This window comes from Pseudomonas sp. QE6 (assembly GCF_041379005.1).
Classification (GTDB): Bacteria; Pseudomonadota; Gammaproteobacteria; order Pseudomonadales; family Pseudomonadaceae; genus Pseudomonas.
Window position 1 is genome coordinate 5618777 of sequence record NZ_CP166873.1, and the last position, 22588, is coordinate 5641364.

The window sequence follows — 22588 nt, forward strand, 5'->3', positions numbered from 1 at the left end:
AATGCTGAAACGTCGCTGGCGGCATCTGCTCGCCCTGCTCCTCCTGATCATCATCGCGGTCGGCCTGCTGCTGTGGAGCCGCCCCGCCTCCCAGGCCTCCCTGGAACACCGCCAGTTGTCCGACGGCAGCGCCGCCACCCTGGCCATCCCCGCCAAGCAGCCCACTGCGCGCGTCCTGCTGGCGGTGCAGCCGGACCAGAAACTGGACGACGGCCAGTTGCTGGCCCTGGCCCACGACAGCGGCGCCCGCGTGGTGCAGTTCGTCTTCCCTGACAAGGATTGTGCCGCCCAGCAGCAGCGCATCCAGGCCGCCGGCGAGTTGCTGGACGGTCAGCCGACCCTGGTCGCCGGCATCGGCGAGGGTGGCGCCTACGCCTGGCGCTGGCTCGCCGGACAAAGCGACGACAAGGCCCACGCCCTGTCGGTCGGCTTCTCCCTGGAAAAGCCCGACTGCACCGCCACGCCCCTGCCGCAGAACGCCGCCCACGGCCACTGGCTGGCCGCATGGAACGACAACCCGGACGATGCCAGCGCGCGCTTCGCCCGCGGTCTGAAGAACGCCGAGACGGTGATCGCCGACTACGACACCCCACTGCCCAAGGTCCTCGCCGACCAACTGCGCCACCTGCTGCAAGGTGGCAACGACAATGTGCCGGTGGTCGAAGTCCCCGCCGCCAAGCCGTCGGAAACCGTCACCCTGTTCTACTCCGGCGATGGCGGCTGGCGCGATCTGGACCGCGATGTCGCCGCGCAGATGGCCGAGCTGGGCTACCCGGTGGTGGGCGTCGATGCCCTGCGCTACTTCTGGGAGCACAAGAGCCCCGAGCAGAGCGCCGCCGACCTTGCCGTGCTGATGCAGCACTACCGGCAGAAATGGGGCGCCAAGCACTTCGTGCTGGCCGGCTACTCCTTCGGCGCCGACGTACTGCCGGCGATCTACAACCGCCTGCCGGCCGATGCCAAGAAGGATGTCAGTGCGGTGATCCTGCTGGCCTTCGCCCGCAGCGGCAGCTTCGAGATCGAAGTACAGGGCTGGCTGGGCAAGGCCGGCCAGGAAGCCGCCACCGGCCCGGAAATGGCCCGTCTGCCGGGCCCCAAGGTGCTGTGCGTGTACGGCATCGAGGAAAAGGACGAGAGTGGCTGCACCCAGCCGCAATCGGTCGGGGAAAACCTCCAGCTCCCTGGCGGCCATCACTTCGACGAGAACTATCCGGCCCTCGCCAAGCGCCTGGTCGACGCCATCCGCTCCCGCCAGGCAGCCGACAACGAAGGTTGACCCTTATCAAAGGGCCGCGCGATGCGGCCCTTCCTCCACGGACTGGAGCTGCTTCAGGCTGGCTTAAGGCTCTAGACTGACACTGTCAGCCCCGTTGCCAGAGCGGGGCCCGCGAAGCCACACAAGGAAACGTCATGAGCCTGACAAAGAAACCCTCCCGCTACGGAAGCCTGTCCATCGCCATGCACTGGATCATGCTGCTGCTGATCGCGGCGGTGTATGCCAGCATGGAACTGCGCGGGAACTTCCCCAAGGGCAGCGAAGCCCGCGAGTTTCTCAAGCACTGGCACTTCGTGCTTGGCCTGAGCGTCTTCGTGCTGGTCTGGCTGCGCCTGCTCGGTCGCTTCATCTACCCGACCCCGCCCATCTACCCGGCACCGCCGAGCTGGCAGATGAAGCTGGCCAAGCTGATGCACGTCGCACTCTACGGCCTGATGATCGGCCTGCCGCTGGCCGGCTGGGTGATCCTCAGCGCCGCCGACAAACCCATCCCCTTCTGGGGCATGGAGCTGCCGCACCTGGTGGACAAGAACCCGGACCTGGCCAAGCAGGTCAAGGAGTGGCACGAGACCATCGCCGTGCTGGGCTACTGGCTGATCGGCCTGCACGCCCTGGCTGCGCTGTTCCACCACTACATCAGCCGCGACAACACCCTGGTGCGCATGCTGCCGGGCAAGGGCGAGGCACGCCCGGAGTAAGGCTCCGCGGCGCATCGTAGGGCGTACAACCGTTCGCGGTTGTACGCCGATACACCACTCCCGACCGGCAGTGCCAGGGCCAAGTGCGGAGTGCCCTGAAGCCAAGGCCAATCGGCGTATAACGCGGAGCGTTATACGCCCTACGCTCTCGGCACCAACTGCCAGTGGACCGCGGACAACGTCCGCTCCTACAAAAGACGCCCAACAAAAAGCGCGCCAATCGGCGCGCTTTTTGTTGGTCACGGGGCCTTAGATCTCCACCTGCGTCCCCAGCTCGATCACCCGGTTCAGCGGCAGGTTGAAGTAGCGCAGATTGCCGTTGGCGTTCTTCAGCAGGAAGGCGAACAGCCCCTCACGCCAGCGCGCCATGCCGATCAGCTTGGATGGGATCACCGTCTCGCGGCTGAGGAAGTAGGTGGTGCGCATCGGACTGAAGTCCAGCTCGTTGAGGTGGCAGAGCTTGAGCGCCAGCGGAATGTCCGGATCTTCCATGAAGCCGAAGTGCAGCACCACGCGGAAGAAGCCTTCGCCGTAGGCGTCCACCTCGAAGCGGCGATCCGGGCTGACCCGCGGACTGTCTTCGTTGACCACGGTGAGCAGCACCACCTGCTCGTGCAGCACCTGGTTGTGCAGCAGGTTGTGCAACAGCGCATGGGGCACGGCGTCGGAGCGCGCGGTGAGGAACACCGCAGTGCCCTGCACGCGGTGCGGCGGCTGCGAGCGGATGCTGGAGATGAACAGCGGCAGCGGCAGCGAGCCTTCGTCGAGGCGGTCCACCAGCAGCTGGCGGCCACGCTTCCAGGTGGTCATCAGGATGAACAGGCCTATGCCGGCGACCACCGGGAAGGCACCGCCCTGGACCACCTTGGGCAGGTTGGCGGCGAAGAACAGGCTGTCCACCAGCAGCATCATCAGGAAGAACGGAATGGCCAGCCACAGCGGCCATTTCCACAGCAGCCAGATCACCACCCCCATCAACAGGGTAGTCATCAGCATGGTGCCGGTCACCGCCACGCCGTAGGCCGAGGCCAGGGCGGCGGAGGACTCGAAGCCCAGCACCAGCAACACCACGCCGACCATCAGCGCCCAATTCACCATGCCGATGTAGATCTGCCCCTGCTCATGGCTGGAGGTGTGCTGGATCACCATGCGCGGCACGTAGCCGAGCTGGATCGCCTGGCGGGTCAGGGAGAAGGCGCCGGAAATCACCGCCTGGGAGGCGATCACCGTGGCCAGGGTGGACAGCGCCACCATCGGCAGCAGCGCCCAGCCCGGCGCGGTCAGGTAGAAGGGGTTACGCGCGGCCTCGGCGTTGACCAGGATGGTCGCGCCCTGGCCGAAGTAGTTCAGCACCAGCGCCGGCAGCACCAGTGCGAACCAGGCACGGGCGATCGGCTTACGGCCGAAGTGGCCCATGTCCGCGTACAGTGCTTCGGCGCCGGTCAGGGCCAGCACGGTGGCGCCGAGAATGGCCACGCCAATGCCGGGATGGGAGATGAAGAAGTTCAGCGCCCAGACCGGATTCATCGCCTTGAGCACTTCCGGTTGCTGCGACACACCGTAGATGCCCAGCGCCGCCAGGGCGACGAACCAGGCCACCATCACCGGGCCGAACAAGATGCCGATGCGCGCCGTGCCGTGCTTCTGGATCAGGAACAGGCCGACCAGCACGATCAGCGACAGGGGCACCACCCAGTGCTCCAGCCCGTCGAAGGCAATCTCCAGGCCCTCGATGGCCGAGAGCACCGAGATCGCCGGGGTGATCATGCTGTCACCGTAGAACAGCGCCGCGCCGATCAGGCCGGCGATCACCACCATCGCCTGCATCCGTCGGCGGCCGGTGGCGGCGCGGCGGGCCAGGGCCGACAGCGCCATCACCCCGCCCTCACCCTGGTTGTCGGCGCGCAGCACGAAGATCACGTACTTGATCGACACCACCCAGATCAGCGACCAGAAGATCAGTGACAACACGCCGAGCACACCATCGTGGTTGGCCTGCACACCATAACCGCCGACGAACACTTCCTTGAGGGTGTACAGCGGGCTGGTGCCGATATCGCCGTAGCAGACGCCCACGGCGCCGACCATCAGGCCGATCGCGGAGCTGGAATGGGGCTGTTCATGCTCAACGGTGCCGGCGCTTGCATCGGACATGTAACAAATTTCCTCTGAAAAATTCGGCGCATCCTGCTCCGACCCATTCGTCGATGCAAGAGCCGGGTGTGTTCGTTCTGAAAGACTATAGAGCCTGTTGCCCACAATTACCGGCTGGCACGCGCCTGCGGGGGGCCTGCGACAGCTTGTCCCAGGGAGACTGGTCAAGCGCGCGGGCTGCCGCTAGAATTGCGCACTTTTTGATCAGAGGCGCCACCAGCGCGCCCTTCGAGGTTAGCCGCACATGTCCACCGCCACACCCAAAGTCGGATTCGTCAGCCTGGGTTGCCCCAAAGCCACGGTCGATTCCGAACGCATCCTCACCCAGCTGCGCATGGAGGGGTACGAAATCGTCCCCACCTACCAGGACGCAGACGTGGTGGTGGTGAACACCTGCGGCTTCATCGATAGCGCCAAAGCCGAATCGCTCGACGCCATCGGCGAAGCCATCGCCGAGAACGGCAAGGTGATCGTCACCGGCTGCATGGGCGTGGCCGAAGACAGCATCCGCGACGTACACCCCAGCGTGCTGGCCGTCACCGGCCCGCAGCAGTACGAGCAGGTGGTCAATGCCGTCCACGAGGTGATCCCGCCCAAGGCCGAGCACAATCCGCTGATCGACCTGGTGCCGCCGCAGGGCATCAAGCTCACCCCGCGCCACTACGCCTACCTGAAGATTTCCGAAGGCTGCAACCACAGCTGCAGCTTCTGCATCATCCCGTCGATGCGCGGCAAGCTGGTCAGCCGCCCGGTGGGCGACGTGCTCAGCGAGGCCCAGCGCCTGGTCAAGGCCGGCGTCAAGGAGCTGCTGGTCATCTCCCAGGACACCAGCGCCTACGGCGTGGACCTGAAGTACAAGATGGACTTCTGGGACGGCCAGCCGGTGAAGACCCGCATGCTGGAGCTGTGCCAGGCGCTCTCCTCCATGGGCGTGTGGGTGCGCCTGCACTACGTCTACCCGTACCCCAACGTCGACGACGTGATCCCGCTGATGGCCGAGGGCAAGCTGCTGCCCTACCTGGACATCCCCTTCCAGCACGCCAGCCCGAAAGTGCTCAAGTCCATGAAGCGCCCTGCCTTCGAGGACAAGACCCTGGCGCGCATCAAGAAGTGGCGCGAGATCTGCCCCGAGCTGACCATCCGCTCCACCTTCATCGTCGGCTTCCCCGGCGAGACTGAGGAAGACTTCCAGTATCTGCTGGACTGGCTGACCGAAGCCCAGCTCGACCGCGTCGGCTGCTTCCAGTACTCCCCGGTGGAAGGCGCCCCGGCCAACGACCTGGGCCTGGACGTGGTACCCGACGACGTCAAGCAGGACCGTTGGGAGCGCTTCATGGCGCACCAGCAGGCCATCTCCGCCGCCCGCCTGCAGCTGAAGATCGGCAAGGAAATCGACGTGCTGATCGACGAAGTGGATGACGAAGGCGCCGTCGGCCGCTCCTTCGCCGACGCCCCGGAAATCGACGGCGCCGTATACGTCGACACCTTCGACGTGAAGCCGGGCGACAAGGTGCGCGTGCGCATCACCGACGCCGACGAGTACGACCTCTGGGCCGAACTGGTCTGATCCGCAAGAGCCCCGCCGATGCGGGGCTTTTCATTTGCCTGGAACGAACATGACCAACAACGACGTACTGCGCAGCCTGCGCTACCTGCTGGACATCCGCGACGCCCAGGTCGCCGAGATCACCGCGCTGGCCGGCTTCAACCTCAGCGCCGAGGATGTCGGCGCCTTCCTTGCCCGCGACGACGAGCCGGACTTCAAGCCCTGCAGCGACCGCGTACTGGCGCACTTCCTCGACGGCCTGATCGTGCATCGCCGCGGCCGCGACGAATCGCGCCCGCTGCCGCCGGTGGAATTGCCGCTGACCAACAACATCACCCTGAAGAAACTGCGCGTGGCCTTCGAGCTGCGCGACGATGACATCCTCGCGATCCTCGACAGCGTGGGCTTCATCGTCACCAAGACCGAGCTGGGCGCGCTGTTCCGCAAGCCCGGCCACAACAACTACCGCCCCTGCGGCGACCAGTTGCTGCGCAACTTCCTCAAGGGCCTGACCCAGCGCCAGCAGCGCTGAGGCCGTCGTGCTCTATCGCCTGGCCGCCGACGCCATGGTGCTGCTGCACCTGGGCTTCATCCTCTTCGTGCTGCTCGGCGGCCCGCTGGTGCTGCGCTGGCCGCGCCTGGCCTGGCTGCACGTGCCGGCGGCGGCCTGGGGCATGGCGGTGGAGTTCCTCCACCTCTATTGCCCGCTCACGCCGCTGGAGAACCGCTTACGCGCCCTGGCCGGCGATAACGGCTACGACGGCGGCTTCATCGAGCATTACCTGATCCCGCTGATCTACCCCGCCAGCCTGACCGAAGCGACCCAGGTCATCCTCGGCCTGGTGGTGCTGGCGATCAATCTGCCGCCTTACCTGCTCCTGCTGCGTCGGGTACTGCGCTCGCGCTGAGCGGCATCGCTGTCGGTATCGGCAGATAGGCCAGGCTGGCCTCGCTGACCGTCCTGTGCCCCAGGCGCTGGCCGTTGTTGGGCAGGGACTGGATCACCCGGTGATCCGCCGACAACCAGGTCGGGGGATGTTCGCCGTGGGCCGCTGTCTGGCTGATGATCAGGGTACGCGAGGGGTCCCAGTACTCGCCGGTACGCTGGCGCAGCCAGGCAAAGAGCGTCGCGCTGTCACGTTCCGGGTAACCCGAGCGGATATAGAGGAACGGATGTGCCTGCCGGGCACCAGTCTGCTCCAGGTACATCGGCAACCGCGCATCGTGGTCACCCAGCACCAGCACCCGCCATTGCGACCAGGGCGCCATCTGCCCGGCAGCCGCCTGCACATCGCGAGCAAAAGCAGGGACGCCGCCGCCCCCGCTGCTCCACGGGTAGGCCACGCCGAGGATCAGCAACATTGCCAGCGCACCGGCTCCGAGGGCTCGCGGCCAGGCACGGCCCAGGCCGGCCAAGCCGCGAGCCTGGCGCGACTCGACCACCCACCACGCGCCCAGCAATTGCGCGAACGGCACCAGCGGCAGCACGTAGTAACTGCGCCGGCTGCCGCTGGCAGTGAAGAACGCGAATAGCAGCGCCAGGGCCCAGACCAGCCAGCGCGCATTGGGCTCCAGCTGCTTCCAGCGGCGCGCGGCGAACCACAGTCCGAGCATCCACAACGGCGCCCAGGGCAGCGTGTAGGCCGGAAGATAAATCAGGTAGGTGTAGATCGGGCCCACGTGGTCGAAGGGGTGGAAGAAGCGCACCACGTTTTCCTTGAACACCAGCGCCAGCCCGCTCTCGCCATAGCTGGGCTGACCGTAGAGATGCGACAGCACGAAGGGAATCGCGTACACCCCGCCCGCCATCACCAGCGCCGCCGGCAGCCGCAGGTTCAAGTGCCGGCGCCAGCGCCCTTCGCTGAACAGGTGCGGCAGCAAGACCAGCACCGGCAGGATGAAGCCGATCAGCCCCTTGCACAGCGAGGTCAGTGACAGGATCAGGCAGAAGCCCAGGTAGCCTGAAAAGCGGGTGTCTTCCGGATCACGCCAGTAGCAGGCCAGCGCCGCCAGCACGCCGAACACCGTGAGCATGTCCGCCGTCGCCACCCGCGCCCAGAACAGGAAGTAGAAGGTGGTCGCCAGCAACCACCCGGCCAGCAGACCGGTGCCCTTGCGCAACAGGCGCTCGCCCAGCCAACAGGTCAACCAGATGCTGCCCAGACCGGCGAGCACGGTGCCGGCCCGCAGCGTCCAGGAGTTGAGACCGAACAGGCTGGCCGGTGCGGTGATCAGCCAGTACGACAGCAAGGGCTTGTCGTAATACGGCGCGCCGCGCAGGTAGGGGTCGAAGTAATCGCCCGACTGCAGCATCTGCAGCGCGATATCCGCCCAGCGCACCTCCGGCCCCCAGACCTCGCGGCTACCCAGCCCGAACACCAGCAGTAACGCCGACACGCCCATGAGCAACGCCAACGCCTTGCGCTCTCTGCTCCACCCCTGCATCACCCGGCACCCCAACCACTCGAATATCCGTGGACACTAGGGCAGCAGAGGTTATGCGTCGGTTAAGAAAGCGCAGTGCGGGTGTGATGCGTCGCCATTTGCGTTCTCGATAGTGCTCGGAGGCCCTCGGCGATCCCGCTACGGTGAGGCGAATTTCGCAGCCAGGAGAGGCTCATGCATCGCTATTTTTCCCTCGAAGGCAAGACAGCGCTGGTCACCGGCGGTACCCGCGGCATTGGCCGGATGATCGCCCAAGGGCTGCTCGAAGCCGGCGCCAGGGTCATCATCTGCGCCCGCGACGGAGCCGCCTGCGCCGAGACCGCAGCCGAGCTGTCGCAGTACGGCGAGTGCATCGGCCTGCCCGCCAACCTCGCCACCGAGGAAGGCGCCCGTGTGCTCGCCGCCGATCTCGCCGAACGCCTGGACCACCTCGACATCCTGGTGAACAACGCCGGCACCACCTGGGGGGCGCCGCTGGAAAGCTACCCGGCCTCGGGCTGGGAGAAGGTCATGCAGCTCAACGTCACCGCGGTGTTCAGTTGCATCCAGCAACTGCTGCCGCTGCTGAAGAAGGCCGGCAGCGCGCAGAGCCCGGCGCGGGTGATCAATATCGGCTCAGTGGCCGGCGTCACGTCCCACGGTGAGAACGCCTACGCCTATGGCCCGAGCAAGGCCGCGCTGCACCAGCTCTCGCGCATGCTGGCCCGCGAGCTGGTGGGCGACCACATCAACGTCAACGTCATCGCCCCCGGCCGCTTCCCCAGCAAGATGACCCGCCACATCGCCAACGACGAGCAGGCCATGGCCGAGGACACCGCCGTCATCCCCATGCGCCGCTGGGGTCGCGAAGAGGAAATGTCCGCCCTGGCCATCAGCCTGGCGAGTGCCGCCGGAGCCTACATGACCGGCAACATCATCCCCATCGATGGCGGCTTCCACCTCGGATAAACGCCGAATCGGGTACCATGGCGGCCCCAGCAACAGCCTGTGCCGCCATGTCCCACACCGTCTCGCCCATCGGCCACGTCCGCTCCTGCTTCAAGGAGAAGTTCGCCATTCCGCGCCAGCCGCAACTGGCCCCGGCCGCGACCGGCGTGCTGGAGCTGCTGCCGCCCTTCGACACGGGCGATGCGGTGGCGGGCCTTGAGCAGGTCAGCCACGTCTGGCTGCTGTTCCTCTTCCACCAGGCGCTGGAAGACAAGCCACGACTGAAGGTGCGCCCGCCGCGCCTGGGCGGCAACCAGTCCATGGGTGTATTCGCCACCCGTGCCACCCACCGCCCCAACGGCATCGGCCAGTCGGTGGTGAAGCTGGAGAAGGTCGAGCCCGGCCGCCTCTGGCTGTCCGGCATCGACCTGCTGGACGGCACGCCGGTGATCGACATCAAGCCCTACGTGCCCTATGCGGACATCGTCAATGAGGCCCGCAATACCATCGCCGACGCGCCCCCCGCGCCCATCGCCGTGCACTGGAGCGACGAGGCCCTGCGCCAGGCCCACGAGCATGGCCTGCGCCTCGGCCAGCCGGTGCGCGAGCTGGTGGAGCAGTGCCTGGCCCAGGACCCCCGCCCGGCCTACCAGAAGCCGCCGCCCGAGCGCCGCTACGGTGTGCGCCTGTGGGACCTGGACGTGCACTGGCACTACCCCGCCGACTGCGAAATCCGCGTGCTCGACCTCGCCCGCGGCGAAAACTGACGCGCCTCAGTTCACCGGGTTGAGGGCGATCACGTCGCTCTCGAAGCACTCCTGTTCGAGGATCAGCGGCTCCACCAGCGGGCGGCTGTCGCGGAAGTGCGCGGTCTGGGTGTGCGCGTCATAGGCCGCGTCGTCGCGGTAGATCTCGTAGAGGTAGATCACGTCCGGATCGATGCGGTCCTGGGACACATCGAACACCAGGCAACCCGGTTCGCTGGCCACCGAGGCGGCGGCATTGACCTTGATGGCGGACAGGAATTCATCGGCGGTTCCGGGCTTCACGCGGGTCTTGATAAAGAGACTGTACACAGGGCGTTCCTTTTGTTTTAAATTTGAAAATAAATTGTATACAAAAAAGGAATCCCATTCATGTCCGATCTCCCTGCCCGCCCCGGCCGCCTCAACGGCCTGCGCCACCTCGCCCTGCTGGTGCCCAACCTGGAAGAGTGCGAGCGCTTCTACGTCGACGTGCTCGGCATGGAGGTGCTCAACCGCGCCAACGAAGACCTGGTCTACCTCACCTGCGGCAACGACAACCTCTCCCTCGGACGCGGCGTTGGCGCGGCCAACGGCCTGCAGACCATGGATCACTACGGTTTCATCGTCGACAGCGTGGAAGAGCTGGAGGCCTGGTACCAGTACTTCAAGGCCCGTGGCGTGACCCTGCTGGACCGCCCCTTCGACCATGGCGACGGCGCACGCAGCTTCCACCTGCTCGACCCGGCGGGGAACAAGGTGCAGCCGCTGTACCACCCGGCGGTTTCCGGGCAACGCCTTCTGTAGGACCGAGGGGGGCGCCTAGCCCTTGCTCGCGAACCCGCAAGGCACGATGCGGTCCGGTTCGCGAGCAAGCTCGCTCCTACGAAAAGCATGCCGTGCCGGCTGGCGCCACAGTTTCCTCCTGCAGCGAACAGCCCCCTCTCCCTCAGGAGCGGGGCGCGCCGCCGGGGTTAGGGTGACGGCAATCCCATGCACCGCTCCTACGAAAAGCCCCCGCCGTCAGCGCTGAAATGCGGGGCATAAAAAAACGCCGCGACCCCAAAGGAATCGCGGCGTTCTTTCGAGCCGACAGCGCGGTTTACTTCTCGACGAAGGCGCGCTCGATCAGGTAGTCGCCCGGCTCGCCCATGCGTGGGGAAATCTGCAGGCCGAAGCTATTCAGCACTTCGCTGGTTTCGTCCAGCATGCTCGGGCTGCCGCAGATCATGGCGCGGTCGTCCTGCGGGTTCATCGGCGGCAGGCCGATGTCGGCGAACAGCTTGCCGCTGCGCATCAGGTCGGTCTGGCGACCCATGCTGTGGAACTCTTCGCGGGTAACCAGCGGGCAATAGATCAGCTTCTCTTTCACCATCTCGCCGAAGTACTCGTGCTCCGGCAGGACCTTGGTGATGAAGTCCGCGTAGGCCAGCTCGCTGACCCAGCGCACGCCGTGGACCAGGATGACCTTCTCGAACTTCTCGTAGACTTCCGGGTCCTGGATGACCGAGAGGAACGGCGCCATGCCGGTGCCGGTGCTCAGCAGGTACAGGTGCTTGCCGGGCTTGAGGTCGTCCAGCACCAGGGTGCCGGTGGGCTTGCGGCTGACCATCAGCTCGTCGCCTTCCTTCAGGTGCTGCAGACGCGAAGTCAGCGGACCGTCCGGAACCTTGATGCTGAAGAATTCCAGGTGCTCTTCGTAGTTCGGGCTGGCAATGCTGTACGCGCGCATCAGCGGACGACCGTTGACTTCCAGACCGATCATCACGAACTGGCCGGTCTTGAAGCGCAGGCCCGGATTACGGGTGGTCTTGAAGCTGAAGAGGGTGTCGTTCCAGTGGTGCACGCTGAGAACGCGCTCGGTGTACAGGTTGCTCATCAAGGACTCCTAGGAAAATCGTGGCGCACCCCAGCAAATCCCGGACGTAGCGCAATTGCGCGACATTTTATAGGCGGCGACAATATCCGCAAAATAAATTATCTGGATATTGCTAATCCAAAACGCAGATAAGGCCGTGTCATGTCGACGCGCAAGGATACCGTCAGGCCTTTCCTAGACCGGGGCGACCGAATGTCGCGCCGCCCTTCTGGAGTCCGTCCATGAAATTCACCCTGCGCCAGCTCGAAGTCTTTGTCGCTGTCGCCCAGCAGGAAAGCGTCTCCCGCGCCGCCGAGGCGCTGTCCATGTCGCAGTCGGCCACCAGCACGGCGCTGGGCGAGCTGGAGCGGCAGTTCGACTGCAAGCTGTTCGACCGCTCCGGCAAACGCCTGACCCTCAATGCCCTCGGCCGCCAGTTGCTGCCCCAGGCGGTAGCGCTGCTCGACCGGGGCAGCGAAATCGAAAACATGCTCAATGGCAAAAGCGCCTTCGGCTCGCTGGACCTGGGCGCCACCCTGACCATCGGCAACTACCTGGCGACCCTGCTGATCGGCCGCTTCATGCAACGCCAGCCGGACTGCCGGGTGCGCCTGCACGTGCACAACACCGCCCACGTGGTGCAGCGCATCGCCCACTACGAGCTGGACCTGGGCCTGATCGAGGGCGACTGCCAGCATCCGGACATCGAGGTGCAGCCGTGGATGGAAGACGAACTGGTGGTGTTCTGCGCGCCGCAGCACCCGCTGGCCCGTGAAGGCCGCGCGGACCTGGAACGGCTGATCGAGGAAGCGTGGATCCTGCGCGAACAGGGCTCCGGCACCCGACTGACCTTCGACCAGGCCATGCGGCACCACGTGGAGCCGTTGAACGTGCGGCTGGAACTGGAACACACCGAGGCGATCAAGCGCGCGGTGGAGTCGGGGCTGGGCATCGGCTGCATCTCGCGCCTGGCCCTGCGCGACGCCTTCCGCCGCGGCAGCCTGGTGCCGGTGGAAACCCCGGACCTGGACCTGCGCCGGCAGTTCTACTTCATCTGGCACCGACAGAAGTACCAGACCGCGACCATGCGCGAATTTCTCGACCTGTGCCGCAGCGAAACGGCGGGCGTGACGCGCAGCGACGAGATCGTGCTGCCGATGATTCCCTGAACAGAAACCGCACCTGGCGTAGGGCGAATAACCTGGAACAGGTTATCCGCCGGCTCTTCGCGGCGGAAAACGCTGGCGCGTTATGCGCCCTACGAAAGCGCCGGCTTCTCGTATGTGCGAAAACGCTCGAGGGAAAACACCGCGCCTTGCGGGTTCGCGAGCAAGCTCGCTCCTACAAGGATTAGCCCAGCAGGATGCCCGCCCAGGTCACGGTGATGATGGTCAGCGCCACGAACTGGGCGGCGCTGCCCATGTCCTTGGCGTTCTTCGACAGCGGATGGCGCTCCAGGGAGACGCGGTCCACCACCGCCTCGATGGCGGAGTTGAGCAGTTCAACGATCAGCGCCAGCAGGCACACCGCGATCATCAGCGCGCGCTCGCCGCGGGTGACGTCGCAGAAGAACGACAGCGGGATCAGGATGACGTTGATCAGCACCAGCTGGCGGAAGGCGGCCTCACCCTTGAAGGCGGCAGCGAAGCCGGCCAGGGAATAACCGGCGGCGTTGAAGATGCGTTTCAGGCCGGTCTGGCCTTTGAAGGGGGAAGCGGACACGAGCGATTCTCACAGGTAAAAGTCGCGGCACTCTATACCAGTGCGCGTCAAAAAGGATTCATGCGGTTTGACAGGATGTGACGAGGTCACGCTCCCGGGACCGACTCCATCTGCTGCAACAGCAGCGCCGCCTGGGTGCGGGTGCGAACGTTGAGCTTGCGGAAGATCGCGGTGACGTGGGCCTTCACCGTGGCTTCGGAGACATTCAGCTCGAAGGCGATCTGCTTGTTCAGCAGGCCTTCGCAGACCATGGTCAGCACGCGGAACTGCTGCGGGGTGAGGCTGGCAAGGCCGGCGCTGGCTGCACGCACTTCCTCGCTCATCTCGGTCGCCGCATCCACCTGCGGCGGCCACCAGACGTCGCCGTCGAGCACCGCGCGCACGGCCTGCTGCAGGGTGGTCATCTCGCTGGACTTGGGGATGAAACCGCTGGCGCCGAACTCGCGGGAGCGCTGCACCACGGCGGCATCTTCCTGGGCCGAGACCATCACCACCGGAATCTGCGGATACTGCCCGCGCAGCAGCACCAGGCCGGAGAAGCCGTAGGCGCCGGGCATGTTCAGGTCCAGCAGCACCAGGTCCCAGTCCGACTTTTCGTTCAGCCTGGCCTCCAGGTCCGCGATACTCGCCGCCTCGGACAGTCTCGCCTCGGGTCCCAGGCCGATGGTCAGGGCCTGGTGCAGGGCACTGCGGAACAGCGGGTGATCGTCAGCGATCAGGATCTCGTAGGAAGCCATGGAAATTCCTTGAAGGCCGCGCCGAAGCCCCGCTGTGGATAACAGCCAGACTTGCGCAGGAAAGGTCGGAGCCGGATACAGCACTGCTCGTCACATTGTACGCAAAGACAGCCCCCGATGTCCGCCGCGAATACGTCACCGCTCGGTACTTTCAGTGTGATCCGGACGCTCTGCCACTGTGCCCGCGGGCAAGCCGCTCCCCTTTCCAAAGCCCGGACGTTACGGCAGAGTTCCGCTCTTTTCCTGCCGTTCGAGAACAACAAATGAAAAGCCACGCGCTGCGCGCCGATATCCTGATGCTGTTCACCGCGATGATCTGGGGGGTCTCCTTCGTCGCGCAACGCCTCGGGATGGACGCCATCGGCCCCTTCCTCTACACCGGTCTGCGCTTCACCCTCGGCGCCGTGGCGCTGTTGCCGCTGCTGGCCTGGTCGAGCAAGCGCGGTGCGCAGCCCTTCAACCGTGGCCTGCTGCTGGCCGGCCTGGCCATCGGCACCGCGCTGACCGTGGGGATCAACCTGCAGCAGGTCGGCTTGCTGTTCACCAGCGTGACCAACTCCGGCTTCATCACCGGCCTGTACGTGATCATCGTGCCGCTGCTCGGCCTGCTGATCGGCCATCGCACGGGCATGGGCACCTGGATTGGCGCGGCGCTGGCGGTGATCGGCATGGCCATGCTGAGCATCGGCCCGGACTTCCACGTCGCCTCCGGCGACTGGCTGCAACTGACCGGCGCCCTCGTCTGGGGCGGCCACGTACTGCTGGTGGGCCTGTTCGCCAGCCGTTACGACCCGATCCGCCTGGCGTTTCTGCAGTTCGTCACCTGCGCGGTGGTGAGCCTGATCCTGGCGCTGATCTTCGAGGAAATCCGCTGGGACGCCATCGTCCAGGCCGGCCCCGCCCTGATCTATGGCGGACTGTTCGGCGTCGCCACCGGCTTCACCCTGCAGGTCGTGGCACAGAAGCACGCCATCGCCTCCCACGCGGCGATCATCCTGTCGCTCGAAGCGGTGTTCGCCGCCATCGCCGGCGCCCTGTTCCTCGAGGAATCCCTGCACCTGCGCGGCTACCTGGGCTGCGCGCTGATGCTCGCCGGCATGCTGGTGGCACAACTGTGGCCGAAGAAGGCCGAGGCACAGGCGGCCTGAACCTGTGGGGCCAGGGGCGAACCGGAAGCCCGTATGGCGTACAACCGTTCGCGGTTGTACGCCGTCAGTTGGCTCGCTGGTTGAGCGTAAAGCGCTCGGTGGCAGGCATCCTGGTTGAAGTCCGTACGGCCGGAAACCAAGGTCAAACGTCATACGCCTCGGACCAAGCCTGCAGGAACGAGCTTGCTCGCGAACAGCCCCGCCCCCACAGCATCGCGGACGAAGTCCGCTCCTACGAGATCAAGAGCCCCTCACCCTAACCCTCTCCCGCAAGCGGGAGAGGGAACCGTTCGAAACAGGATGAAGCCTTAGCGTCAGCCGGCACGATCTACCCCCTCTCCCTGAGGGAGAGGGTTGGGGTGAGGGGGAAGTGCCGGCACAGACTGTCCAGAAAAAGACAGTTGCTCCTACGAATCCGATCCCTTGGTAAAAGGCATCAGCGCCTGGTGCGCCAGGCTCTGCTCGTCCAGCGGCTGCTGGCGCTTGGAGCCCAGGTAGCGCTCGCTGAACACGTCCAGATAGGCATCCAGCGCATCCCCGGCACGGCGGTCGCCGGCCAGCCCCAGGCACAACGCCGCCACCTCCGCGGTGCACAGGTGTTCGTCGAACTTGGAGCGGCGCAGGCGGTAGCGCGACAGGGCATCGGGGGTGATGCTCAGCACCGGGAAACGGTCCAGGTACGGGCTCTTGCGGAACATCTTGCGCGCCTCGTTCCAGGTCGCGTCCAGCAGAATGAACAGCGGGCGCTTGCCCTCCTGTGGCAGCACCTCGGTCACCACCCGCTCCGGCTGGACGAACTCGCCGGGAAACACCACGTAGGGCTGCCACTGCGGATCGTCCAGCAGCGCCACCAGGGCCGGATCGACTTCGATGCGCGACCAGCCGAACGCCCAGGTATCAGGCACGGTCTCGGCGATCAGCCAACCGGTGTTGCTCGGCTTGAGCGGTTCGGTATCGAACATCACCAGGCACATCGCCGCGTTCGACTCGACCTGCGGACGCAGGCCGCACATGCAGTAGTTCGGCCGCAGGCGGCAGCCGGCGCAGCGCGGCGAGCGCGAGCCACGGGCCACGAACGGCTTGACGCAACGGGCCAAGCGCTCGTCGCGAAGACGGGCAACGGCGTGGCTCATGGCTGCGCCACCGGGATGGAGGGAAGGGATAGGAACATCGATGGCTCGGATAGAACGATGAAGGCGGACCGGCGATTGTACCAGAGCCGTCTCCGCATCCCGTCCCACGACGACCGGCGAATCGTCCACCAACGGCCATTCGCCGCCGGCATGACAAGTGTTTCTCGGCACGGACACGCTTTTCAGGGACAATGGCGGCCTGGAATTACCGGCGAACCCCAATCGGTCCGCACGGTCGAATCGGCACCATTGTCAGGAGATGCCCATGCTGCGCCTCACCGCCCTCGCCCTCTGTCTCGTCCTCCCCGCCGCGCACGCCGCCTCGAAGAAGGACTTCGAACTGTCCCAGATGCTGGACAAGGTCGCCAAGGAAAGCAGCGAGGGTACCCCGCGCGCGATCAACGAGGACATTCTCGACCAGGGCTACACCGTCGAGGGCAACCAGCTGATCAACCACCTCAGCGTGCGCGCCAGCCACGCCGAGCGCATGCGCGCCAACCCCGATAGCGTCCGCAGCCAACTGGGTGACAGCGTCTGCACCAACACCGGCTACCGCCAGCTGCTGGCCAGGGGCGCGATCCTCACTTACAGCTTCACCGAGTACAAGACCAACGCTCCGGTCGCCACCGAGCGCTTCGACGCCGGCAGCTGCAAGATCAAGCTGCAGAAGTAACCTCGCCCCGCCATGCTCGACAAACTGCAGTTGCTGAAGATCGCGCGCACGCCGATGCCCTTCGGCAAGTACCAGGGACGCATGCTGGTAGACCTGCCGGAAGAGTACCTGCTGTGGTTCCACCGCAAGGGCGAATTCCCCAAGGGTGAGCTGGGTCAGCTGATGCAGTTGACCCTGGAGCTGAAGATCGACGGCCTCGACGGTCTGCTCAAACCGCTGAAACGCTGAACCCCGCGCAACCGTCCTCCAACGGTTGCGCGCTGCGCCTCAGCGCATCCCGCTCTCTCAACGCAACAGCACCGGATCGCCCTTGCCCGCCACGGCCGCCGCCTCTTCGGGCGTCAGCAGCGCCGTGCGCGGCACGTCCATCAGGCGCGCGCAGGCAGCCAGCACATTGGCCCAGGAAGCGCGGTTGGCGAACAGCATGCCGGCCTCGTTCAGCGTGCCGCCCTGGTTGCGATAGCCCAGTACCGAGGTTTTCAGCGCGTCCGGCAGGATTGGCCAGAGATGCCCGCGCGCCACCTCCGGGCGCATGTGCGTCAGCAATACCCGGCGCTCGCAATGATCGGGGAACAAGCGGGCGGTCAGCGCCTCGTCGGCCACCGACTGCAGCTCCCAGTTGTCGCGTGGCGCACGGAACCGGCCAGGCTCCTGCAGGTACACCAGCCGATACGGATAGCCGGCCTCCTCCAGGCGCGATGCGGCGCGGCGCATCTCCGCCAGTTGATAGCTGCCGTTGGCGATCAGTAGCAGCGGATCGCTGCCCGGATGCTCCTCCAGCACCAGCGCCCCGTCGCGCGCCAGTTGCTCGGCCTGGGCGCGACTGAACTCCGAGGGACGCTCACGCTTGGGAATCACCATGCAGGTCAGTTGCCCACGGCTGCGGTAGATCTCCGGCAACAGCGCCAGCGCGCTGTTGTGGTCGGCGGGGAAGACCACCCGCACCATATCGCTCATCTCGCCCAGCAGCGCCTCGCAGAACGTGGTGTCCTGGTGCGATTGCTGGTTCTTGCCGTTCTCCCAGGTGTGCGAGGTGGCCACCAGTGGCCAGCCGAGCCAGCCGGCGGGGCGGCCGGCCTCCTTCTGCTGGCGGGCGAAGATGATCGTCTGGCGCACCGCGCCCAGCATCTTCACGCAGAAGGCTTCATAGCTCGCCACCAGGTTGAGACCACCCTGGTTGGCCAGGCAGGCGGAGACCACCGCCTCCTCGTTGAGCGCAGTGATTACCCGGCCGTCGACCGCCTCCAGTTCGCTCTCCGGCTCGCAGACCCGGTGCTTGAGCGCCTTGAGGACGCCCCCCAGGCGATTGCTCGCCAGTTCGTCCGGATTGCCGACGCGGGCCCGCAGGTCGGGGTTCGCCGCGCACAGGTCCACATAGAAACGATCCAGCGCCGCCATAGGCGAGCAGAAGTCGCTGCGGTAATGAAGTTCGGGGATCGACGGTTCGATGGGCCTGCGCACCGCCAGCGGGTTGTCCCGCTCCAGCCCTCGGCCGGCGCGGGAGGTGCTGAACAGCGCACAGGCATCGGCCAACGCCTGCGGCTCGACCCAGAGCGGCGCCACATGTTGGTTGAACAGCTCGCGTGCCTGCGCATCCTCGCTGGGGTTGCCTGGCAGCGGCAGGTTATGAGCGGCATTGCTGCCGGCGCCGTAGAAGCCGAAGCCCTTGACCGTTTCGGCAATGCCGTAGGGAATCGGCAAGGGATAGCGGAGGATGCCACGGGCCATTTCCTCCACCCGGTGCTCCAGCCGCTGCTCCATCTCCCACAAAGCGCAGACGAAGGCCGCCGGGTCGCGTCCGTCGAAGCTGACCGGGTCGAAACCGCAACGGCGCAGGTGCTGCTTGAAACCTTCCAGTCCTTCGTGGGTGCCGAGGTCCGTGCGCTGCTCGATGCGCCGGCCGTTGGCGATCATCACCGGTAGCGCCGCGCCGCAATCCTCGGCGCGCCACCAGCGGGGAATCCAGTCGCTGCCGCGCTGCTCCTCGGCGGCGCCGTCGGAGAGGAAGGCCACCAGGGTCTCGCCCGGCAGCGGCATGTGCGCATACATCAGCTCGGCGAAACCGAGGTAGCCGCCCTCGGCGATACCGCCCGCCGTGTGCGGATTGACGTGGCTGCCCAGCGGCGCGGCCACCTTGCCGTCCGCCGCCTGGACATAGCTGTAGAAGTCCTGCACCAGCCGATTCAGCCCCTGCTCGCCCTGCCCGTAGGCAGCGGCCTGTTCCGGATGCAGATTGCCGGTCAGCACGTTCAGCGCATCGATCGCCGCCACGCAGTGCCCCTGCCCCATCAACCAGCCTCGGGTCTTGCCGCTCAAGGCATTGAGGGCGAGGTAGCCTGCATAGGCCGGCACCATGTTCAGCGCGCCGCCGGTGTGCCCCTCGGGTTGCGCCTTGAAGTCCTCGGCCTCGAGCGGCACGCCGTCCAGGCGCACGCGCCGCGCGTAGGTCATGTGCGCCACCAGCCAGAGGCCGGCGCAGGTCAGTTCGTCCAGCGCGCTGAACAGCCGGTAGACGCTGGCCAGGTCCGGCTGCAGGCCGTACTGGACCAATTGATGAGCCATGCGAAAGACCGCCGCCCGGGTCTGCGCGCTATGCTGAAGCGGACCTCGGCCATGCAGCCACTGGGCATATGCCGGTTCGGCGACCGCGTGGGCGGCAAGTTCTTCCGGACTGGGCAGGATCTGGGACATATCGGCTCTCCTTGGATATGACAGGAAGTCTAGGTCGCCAGACCGGACGGGCGCTGACATGTATCAACGCCCCGCCCAACCATTCGGGCAAGGCTGAAAGAGAATTCCGACCAGGAGGCGATATGGCGTTACTCACCTTCATCGGTGCGATCCAGGAAGTCACCGGTTCCTGCTACCTGCTGGAGACCCACGACGGCGTTCGCGTGCTGCTCGAGTGCGGCATGCGCCAGGGACGCAGCCCGAGCAAAGGCACCCGCGACAACGAGGCCAGCAACCGCACGCCCTTCCCGTTCGATCCCAAGGCACTCGACGCGGTGGTGCTGTCCCACGCCCACCTCGACCACAGCGGCCTGCTGCCGCGCCTGGCGAAGGAAGGTTACAAGGGGCCGATCTACGCCACCGAATCCTGCTGCGACCTGCTGGAGTTGATGCTGATGGATTCGGCGCACATCCAGGAAAAGGACGCCGAGTGGGAGAACAAATGGCGCGCGCGTCTCAACCGGCCACCAGTGAAGCCGTTGTACACCCTGGAGGATGCCTCGCGAGCATTGAACCTGCGCCGCCCCGTCAGCTATGGCAGCACGGTCGATGTGGCGCGGGGCATTCGCGTCACTTTCCACAACGCCGGCCATATCCTCGGCTCGGCCATCGTCGAAATCGAGATCACCGAATTCGGCATGACCCGCCGCCTGGTGTTCTCCGGCGACCTGGGCAGCACCTGCTCGCCGCTGATGCGCACGCCGACGCCGCTGATCCGCGCCGACGTGGTGCTGCTGGAATCCACCTATGGTGACCGCGACCACCGCGACGCCAACGAAACGCTGCTGGAGCTGGCCGGTATCCTGGCCCAGGCCCAACGCGACGGCGGCAACGTACTGATCCCGTCCTTCGCCGTCGGCCGCACCCAGGACCTGATCTACTACCTTGGCCGCTTCTACCAGGAAGGCCGCCTGCCGCAGCAGGTGGTCTACCTCGACAGCCCGATGGCCGCCCAGGCCAACCGCATCTACCTGCGACATATTGGTGAAATCGCCGACGTCGACCGCGAGTACATGCGTGGCACCGGTACCGCGAAGATAGGAGAGTGGCTGCCGATCCTGCGCACCACGCAGAGCGCCGAGGAATCCATGGCGCTGAACCGCATCCAGAGCGGCGCGATCATCATCGCCGGCAGCGGCATGTGCACCGGCGGACGGATCGTCCACCACCTCAAGCACAACCTCTGGCGCGAGGAATGCCATATCGTCTTCCCCGGCTTCCAGGCCAAGGGCACACTGGGCCGCGCCATCGTCGACGGCGCCGAGACCGTCCGCATCCTGCGCCAGCGCATCGGTGTCAAAGCGCAGGTCCATACCCTCGGCGGATTCTCCGCCCATGCGGGACAATCACAATTAATTCAGTGGGTTGGCCACTTCGAGCACAAACCCGAGCTATACCTGATACATGGCGAACGAGAAAAAATGGATGCGCTGCAGAAAGCGCTCCACGAACGCCTGAACTGGAACGCGAACATTCCGGAACCGGGGGACCGGATAGCGATCTGAAGTGGAGGTCTCACGGACTGTCACACCCTGCGTGTCAGACTGCGCAGGCCTCCTGCGTTAGACCTGTGCATGACGCACGCGCTTTCCGTCCCGACGCCACCTTGCGTGACAGGCCGCGGTGCATGGACAGGCCAACAGGGGTTGATGAACAAGGAGTATCAACATGCCCTATGAGCCCGACGATTACCTCTCCAGACACTTCCAGACCAGCGGCACGGAGCTTGCCCAGAAGATCGAGGAGCTGGCCGAACTGGCCGCACCCGGCGATAGCCAGAACCTGCCGCTCTACCGCGAAATGCTCACCACCGTAGCCCGCATGGCCCAGGCCGACCGCAACCGCTGGGACGCCAAGATCATGATGCAGACCCTGCGCGAGATGGAGCATGCCTTCAGCACCCTGGAGCAGTTCAAGCGTCGCCGCAAAGTCACGGTATTCGGCTCGGCGCGTACGCCGGTCGACCATCCCGTCTACGCCCTGGCCCGCGAGCTGGGCGAAACCCTGGCCCGCTATGACCTGATGGTCATCACCGGAGCCGGTGGTGGCATCATGGCCGCCGCCCATGAAGGTGCGGGCCTGGAAAACAGCCTCGGTTTCAATATCACCCTCCCCTTCGAGCAACACGCCAACCAGACAGTGGATGGCACCAGCAACCTGCTGTCTTTCCACTTCTTCTTCCTGCGCAAGCTGTTCTTCGTCAAGGAAGCGGACGCCCTGGTGCTCTGCCCCGGCGGCTTCGGCACCCTGGACGAAGCGCTGGAAGTACTGACCCTGATCCAGACCGGCAAGAGCCCGCTGGTGCCCGTGGTGCTGCTCGACCAGCCCGGTGGGCATTACTGGGATCACGCTCTGGAGTTCATCAAGGAGCAACTCGAGGACAATGGCTACATCCTGCCCAGCGACATGAACCTGATGAAGCTGGTGCACTCGGCTGAAGAAGCGGCGGAGGAGATCGCCCACTTCTACAGCAACTTCCACTCCAGCCGCTGGCTCAAGGACCGCTTCGTGATCCGCCTGAACCATCCGCTGAGCACCCGCGCGCTGGAACTGCTGGAGCAGGAGTTCGGCAGCCTCTGCGTGACCGACGGCTTCCACCAGCAGCCCTACAGCGAATCGGAACTGGATGAGCCGGAGTTCTCCCACCTCACCCGCCTGGCCTTCGCCTTCAATGGCCGCGACCAGGGCCGGCTGCGCGAGTTGCTGAACTTCATCAACCAGCCGGAAAACTGGGCGCGCTGATCAACGGGAAATCACGGCCCCGAAACGAACAAGGCACCCTCGCGGGTGCCTTGTTT

22 protein-coding genes are annotated in these 22588 nt (G+C 65.6%); 14 read left to right on the plus strand and 8 right to left on the minus strand.

The features are described 5' to 3' along the window. Nucleotide 1: 1 nt before the first annotated feature. Together ACAW63_RS25645 and ACAW63_RS25650 are read left to right on the plus strand one after the other, a co-directional pair. Nucleotides 2-1276: a virulence factor family protein gene (locus tag ACAW63_RS25645; RefSeq protein ID WP_371230142.1), complete on the plus strand. Its 1275-nt coding sequence runs from the start codon at nucleotides 2-4 to the stop codon at nucleotides 1274-1276. Nucleotides 1277-1410: 134 nt separating this feature from the next. Further along, a complete protein-coding gene (locus ACAW63_RS25650) occupies nucleotides 1411-1974 on the plus strand; it encodes a cytochrome b (RefSeq protein ID WP_371230144.1) in 564 nt (187 codons plus the stop codon). A gap of 249 nt (nucleotides 1975-2223) precedes the next feature. On the opposite strand, the gene ACAW63_RS25655 is transcribed toward ACAW63_RS25650, so the two are convergent. Further along, nucleotides 2224-4128: a potassium transporter Kup gene (locus ACAW63_RS25655; protein WP_371230146.1), complete on the minus strand. Its 1905-nt coding sequence runs from the start codon at nucleotides 4126-4128 to the stop codon at nucleotides 2224-2226. Between the two features lie 244 nt (nucleotides 4129-4372). Here ACAW63_RS25655 and rimO point away from each other — a divergent pair, with 244 nt between their 5' ends. Genes rimO through ACAW63_RS25670 form a run of 3 tightly spaced genes read left to right on the plus strand, consistent with a single transcriptional unit; the run spans nucleotide 4373 to nucleotide 6582 of the window. Further along, nucleotides 4373-5695 carry a 30S ribosomal protein S12 methylthiotransferase RimO gene (gene rimO / locus ACAW63_RS25660; RefSeq protein ID WP_275608192.1) on the plus strand — a complete coding sequence of 441 codons (1323 nt, stop codon included), beginning with the start codon at nucleotides 4373-4375 and terminating at the stop codon, nucleotides 5693-5695. A 49-nt stretch (nucleotides 5696-5744) separates the two neighbouring features. Continuing rightward, nucleotides 5745-6206, plus strand: coding sequence for a DUF1456 family protein (locus tag ACAW63_RS25665; RefSeq protein ID WP_275608193.1), 462 nt, complete (start codon nucleotides 5745-5747; stop codon nucleotides 6204-6206). Nucleotides 6207-6213: 7 nt separating this feature from the next. Beyond that, complete coding sequence (locus ACAW63_RS25670) at nucleotides 6214-6582, plus strand: DUF2784 domain-containing protein (protein ID WP_371230149.1); 369 nt, start codon at nucleotides 6214-6216, stop codon at nucleotides 6580-6582. Here ACAW63_RS25670 and ACAW63_RS25675 read toward each other — a convergent pair. Beyond that, on the minus strand, nucleotides 6530-8119 hold the full coding sequence (locus tag ACAW63_RS25675) for an ArnT family glycosyltransferase (RefSeq protein WP_371230151.1): 1590 nt from the start codon (nucleotides 8117-8119) through the stop codon (nucleotides 6530-6532). The two genes, ACAW63_RS25670 and ACAW63_RS25675, sit on opposite strands and share 53 nt — an antisense overlap. 174 nt (nucleotides 8120-8293) lie before the next feature. Here ACAW63_RS25675 and ACAW63_RS25680 point away from each other — a divergent pair, with 174 nt between their 5' ends. Together ACAW63_RS25680 and tsaA are read left to right on the plus strand one after the other, a co-directional pair. After that, a complete protein-coding gene (locus tag ACAW63_RS25680; RefSeq protein ID WP_371230152.1) occupies nucleotides 8294-9067 on the plus strand; it encodes an SDR family oxidoreductase in 774 nt (257 codons plus the stop codon). Between the two features lie 47 nt (nucleotides 9068-9114). Continuing rightward, a complete protein-coding gene (gene tsaA / locus ACAW63_RS25685) occupies nucleotides 9115-9813 on the plus strand; it encodes a tRNA (N6-threonylcarbamoyladenosine(37)-N6)-methyltransferase TrmO (protein ID WP_371230154.1) in 699 nt (232 codons plus the stop codon). 6 nt (nucleotides 9814-9819) lie between these two features. On the opposite strand, the gene ACAW63_RS25690 is transcribed toward tsaA, so the two are convergent. Further along, nucleotides 9820-10122 carry a putative quinol monooxygenase gene (locus ACAW63_RS25690; protein ID WP_371230156.1) on the minus strand — a complete coding sequence of 101 codons (303 nt, stop codon included), beginning with the start codon at nucleotides 10120-10122 and terminating at the stop codon, nucleotides 9820-9822. A gap of 60 nt (nucleotides 10123-10182) precedes the next feature. On the opposite strand from ACAW63_RS25690, the gene ACAW63_RS25695 reads away from it, so the two are divergent. Then, on the plus strand, nucleotides 10183-10596 hold the full coding sequence (locus tag ACAW63_RS25695) for a VOC family protein (protein WP_371230158.1): 414 nt from the start codon (nucleotides 10183-10185) through the stop codon (nucleotides 10594-10596). 295 nt (nucleotides 10597-10891) lie between these two features. Here ACAW63_RS25695 and fpr read toward each other — a convergent pair whose 3' ends face one another. Then, complete coding sequence (gene fpr, locus ACAW63_RS25700) at nucleotides 10892-11668, minus strand: ferredoxin-NADP reductase (protein ID WP_275608200.1); 777 nt, start codon at nucleotides 11666-11668, stop codon at nucleotides 10892-10894. Between the two features lie 221 nt (nucleotides 11669-11889). Between fpr and ACAW63_RS25705 the strand changes: the two genes are divergently transcribed. Then, complete coding sequence (locus tag ACAW63_RS25705) at nucleotides 11890-12816, plus strand: LysR family transcriptional regulator (RefSeq protein WP_371230159.1); 927 nt, start codon at nucleotides 11890-11892, stop codon at nucleotides 12814-12816. 181 nt (nucleotides 12817-12997) lie between these two features. Here the strand turns inward: ACAW63_RS25705 and ACAW63_RS25710 are convergent, their stop codons facing one another. After that, nucleotides 12998-13369, minus strand: a complete 372-nt coding sequence (locus ACAW63_RS25710; RefSeq protein ID WP_024765290.1) for a diacylglycerol kinase — start codon at nucleotides 13367-13369, stop codon at nucleotides 12998-13000. Between the two features lie 86 nt (nucleotides 13370-13455). After that, nucleotides 13456-14106: a response regulator transcription factor ErdR gene (gene erdR / locus ACAW63_RS25715; protein ID WP_371230161.1), complete on the minus strand. Its 651-nt coding sequence runs from the start codon at nucleotides 14104-14106 to the stop codon at nucleotides 13456-13458. Between the two features lie 263 nt (nucleotides 14107-14369). On the opposite strand from erdR, the gene ACAW63_RS25720 reads away from it, so the two are divergent. Beyond that, a complete protein-coding gene (locus ACAW63_RS25720; protein WP_371230163.1) occupies nucleotides 14370-15254 on the plus strand; it encodes a DMT family transporter in 885 nt (294 codons plus the stop codon). 407 nt (nucleotides 15255-15661) lie between these two features. Here the strand turns inward: ACAW63_RS25720 and ACAW63_RS25725 are convergent, their stop codons facing one another. Beyond that, nucleotides 15662-16387 carry a tRNA-uridine aminocarboxypropyltransferase gene (locus ACAW63_RS25725; protein WP_371230164.1) on the minus strand — a complete coding sequence of 242 codons (726 nt, stop codon included), beginning with the start codon at nucleotides 16385-16387 and terminating at the stop codon, nucleotides 15662-15664. A gap of 265 nt (nucleotides 16388-16652) precedes the next feature. Between ACAW63_RS25725 and ACAW63_RS25730 the strand changes: the two genes are divergently transcribed. Together ACAW63_RS25730 and ACAW63_RS25735 are read left to right on the plus strand one after the other, a co-directional pair. Beyond that, nucleotides 16653-17060: a quorum-sensing-regulated virulence factor family protein gene (locus ACAW63_RS25730; protein ID WP_275608205.1), complete on the plus strand. Its 408-nt coding sequence runs from the start codon at nucleotides 16653-16655 to the stop codon at nucleotides 17058-17060. A 12-nt stretch (nucleotides 17061-17072) separates the two neighbouring features. After that, entirely contained in the window at nucleotides 17073-17288 is a 216-nt protein-coding gene (locus ACAW63_RS25735) for a DUF3820 family protein (protein WP_275608206.1), read from the plus strand. 57 nt (nucleotides 17289-17345) lie between these two features. Here ACAW63_RS25735 and ACAW63_RS25740 read toward each other — a convergent pair whose 3' ends face one another. Beyond that, a complete protein-coding gene (locus ACAW63_RS25740; protein WP_371230166.1) occupies nucleotides 17346-19751 on the minus strand; it encodes a xylulose 5-phosphate 3-epimerase in 2406 nt (801 codons plus the stop codon). A 122-nt stretch (nucleotides 19752-19873) separates the two neighbouring features. Between ACAW63_RS25740 and ACAW63_RS25745 the strand changes: the two genes are divergently transcribed. Both ACAW63_RS25745 and ACAW63_RS25750 read left to right on the plus strand, forming a co-directional pair. Beyond that, nucleotides 19874-21295 carry an MBL fold metallo-hydrolase RNA specificity domain-containing protein gene (locus tag ACAW63_RS25745; protein ID WP_371230168.1) on the plus strand — a complete coding sequence of 474 codons (1422 nt, stop codon included), beginning with the start codon at nucleotides 19874-19876 and terminating at the stop codon, nucleotides 21293-21295. A gap of 163 nt (nucleotides 21296-21458) precedes the next feature. Beyond that, entirely contained in the window at nucleotides 21459-22532 is a 1074-nt protein-coding gene (locus tag ACAW63_RS25750; protein ID WP_371230170.1) for an LOG family protein, read from the plus strand. The last annotated feature ends 56 nt before the right edge of the window (nucleotides 22533-22588 follow it).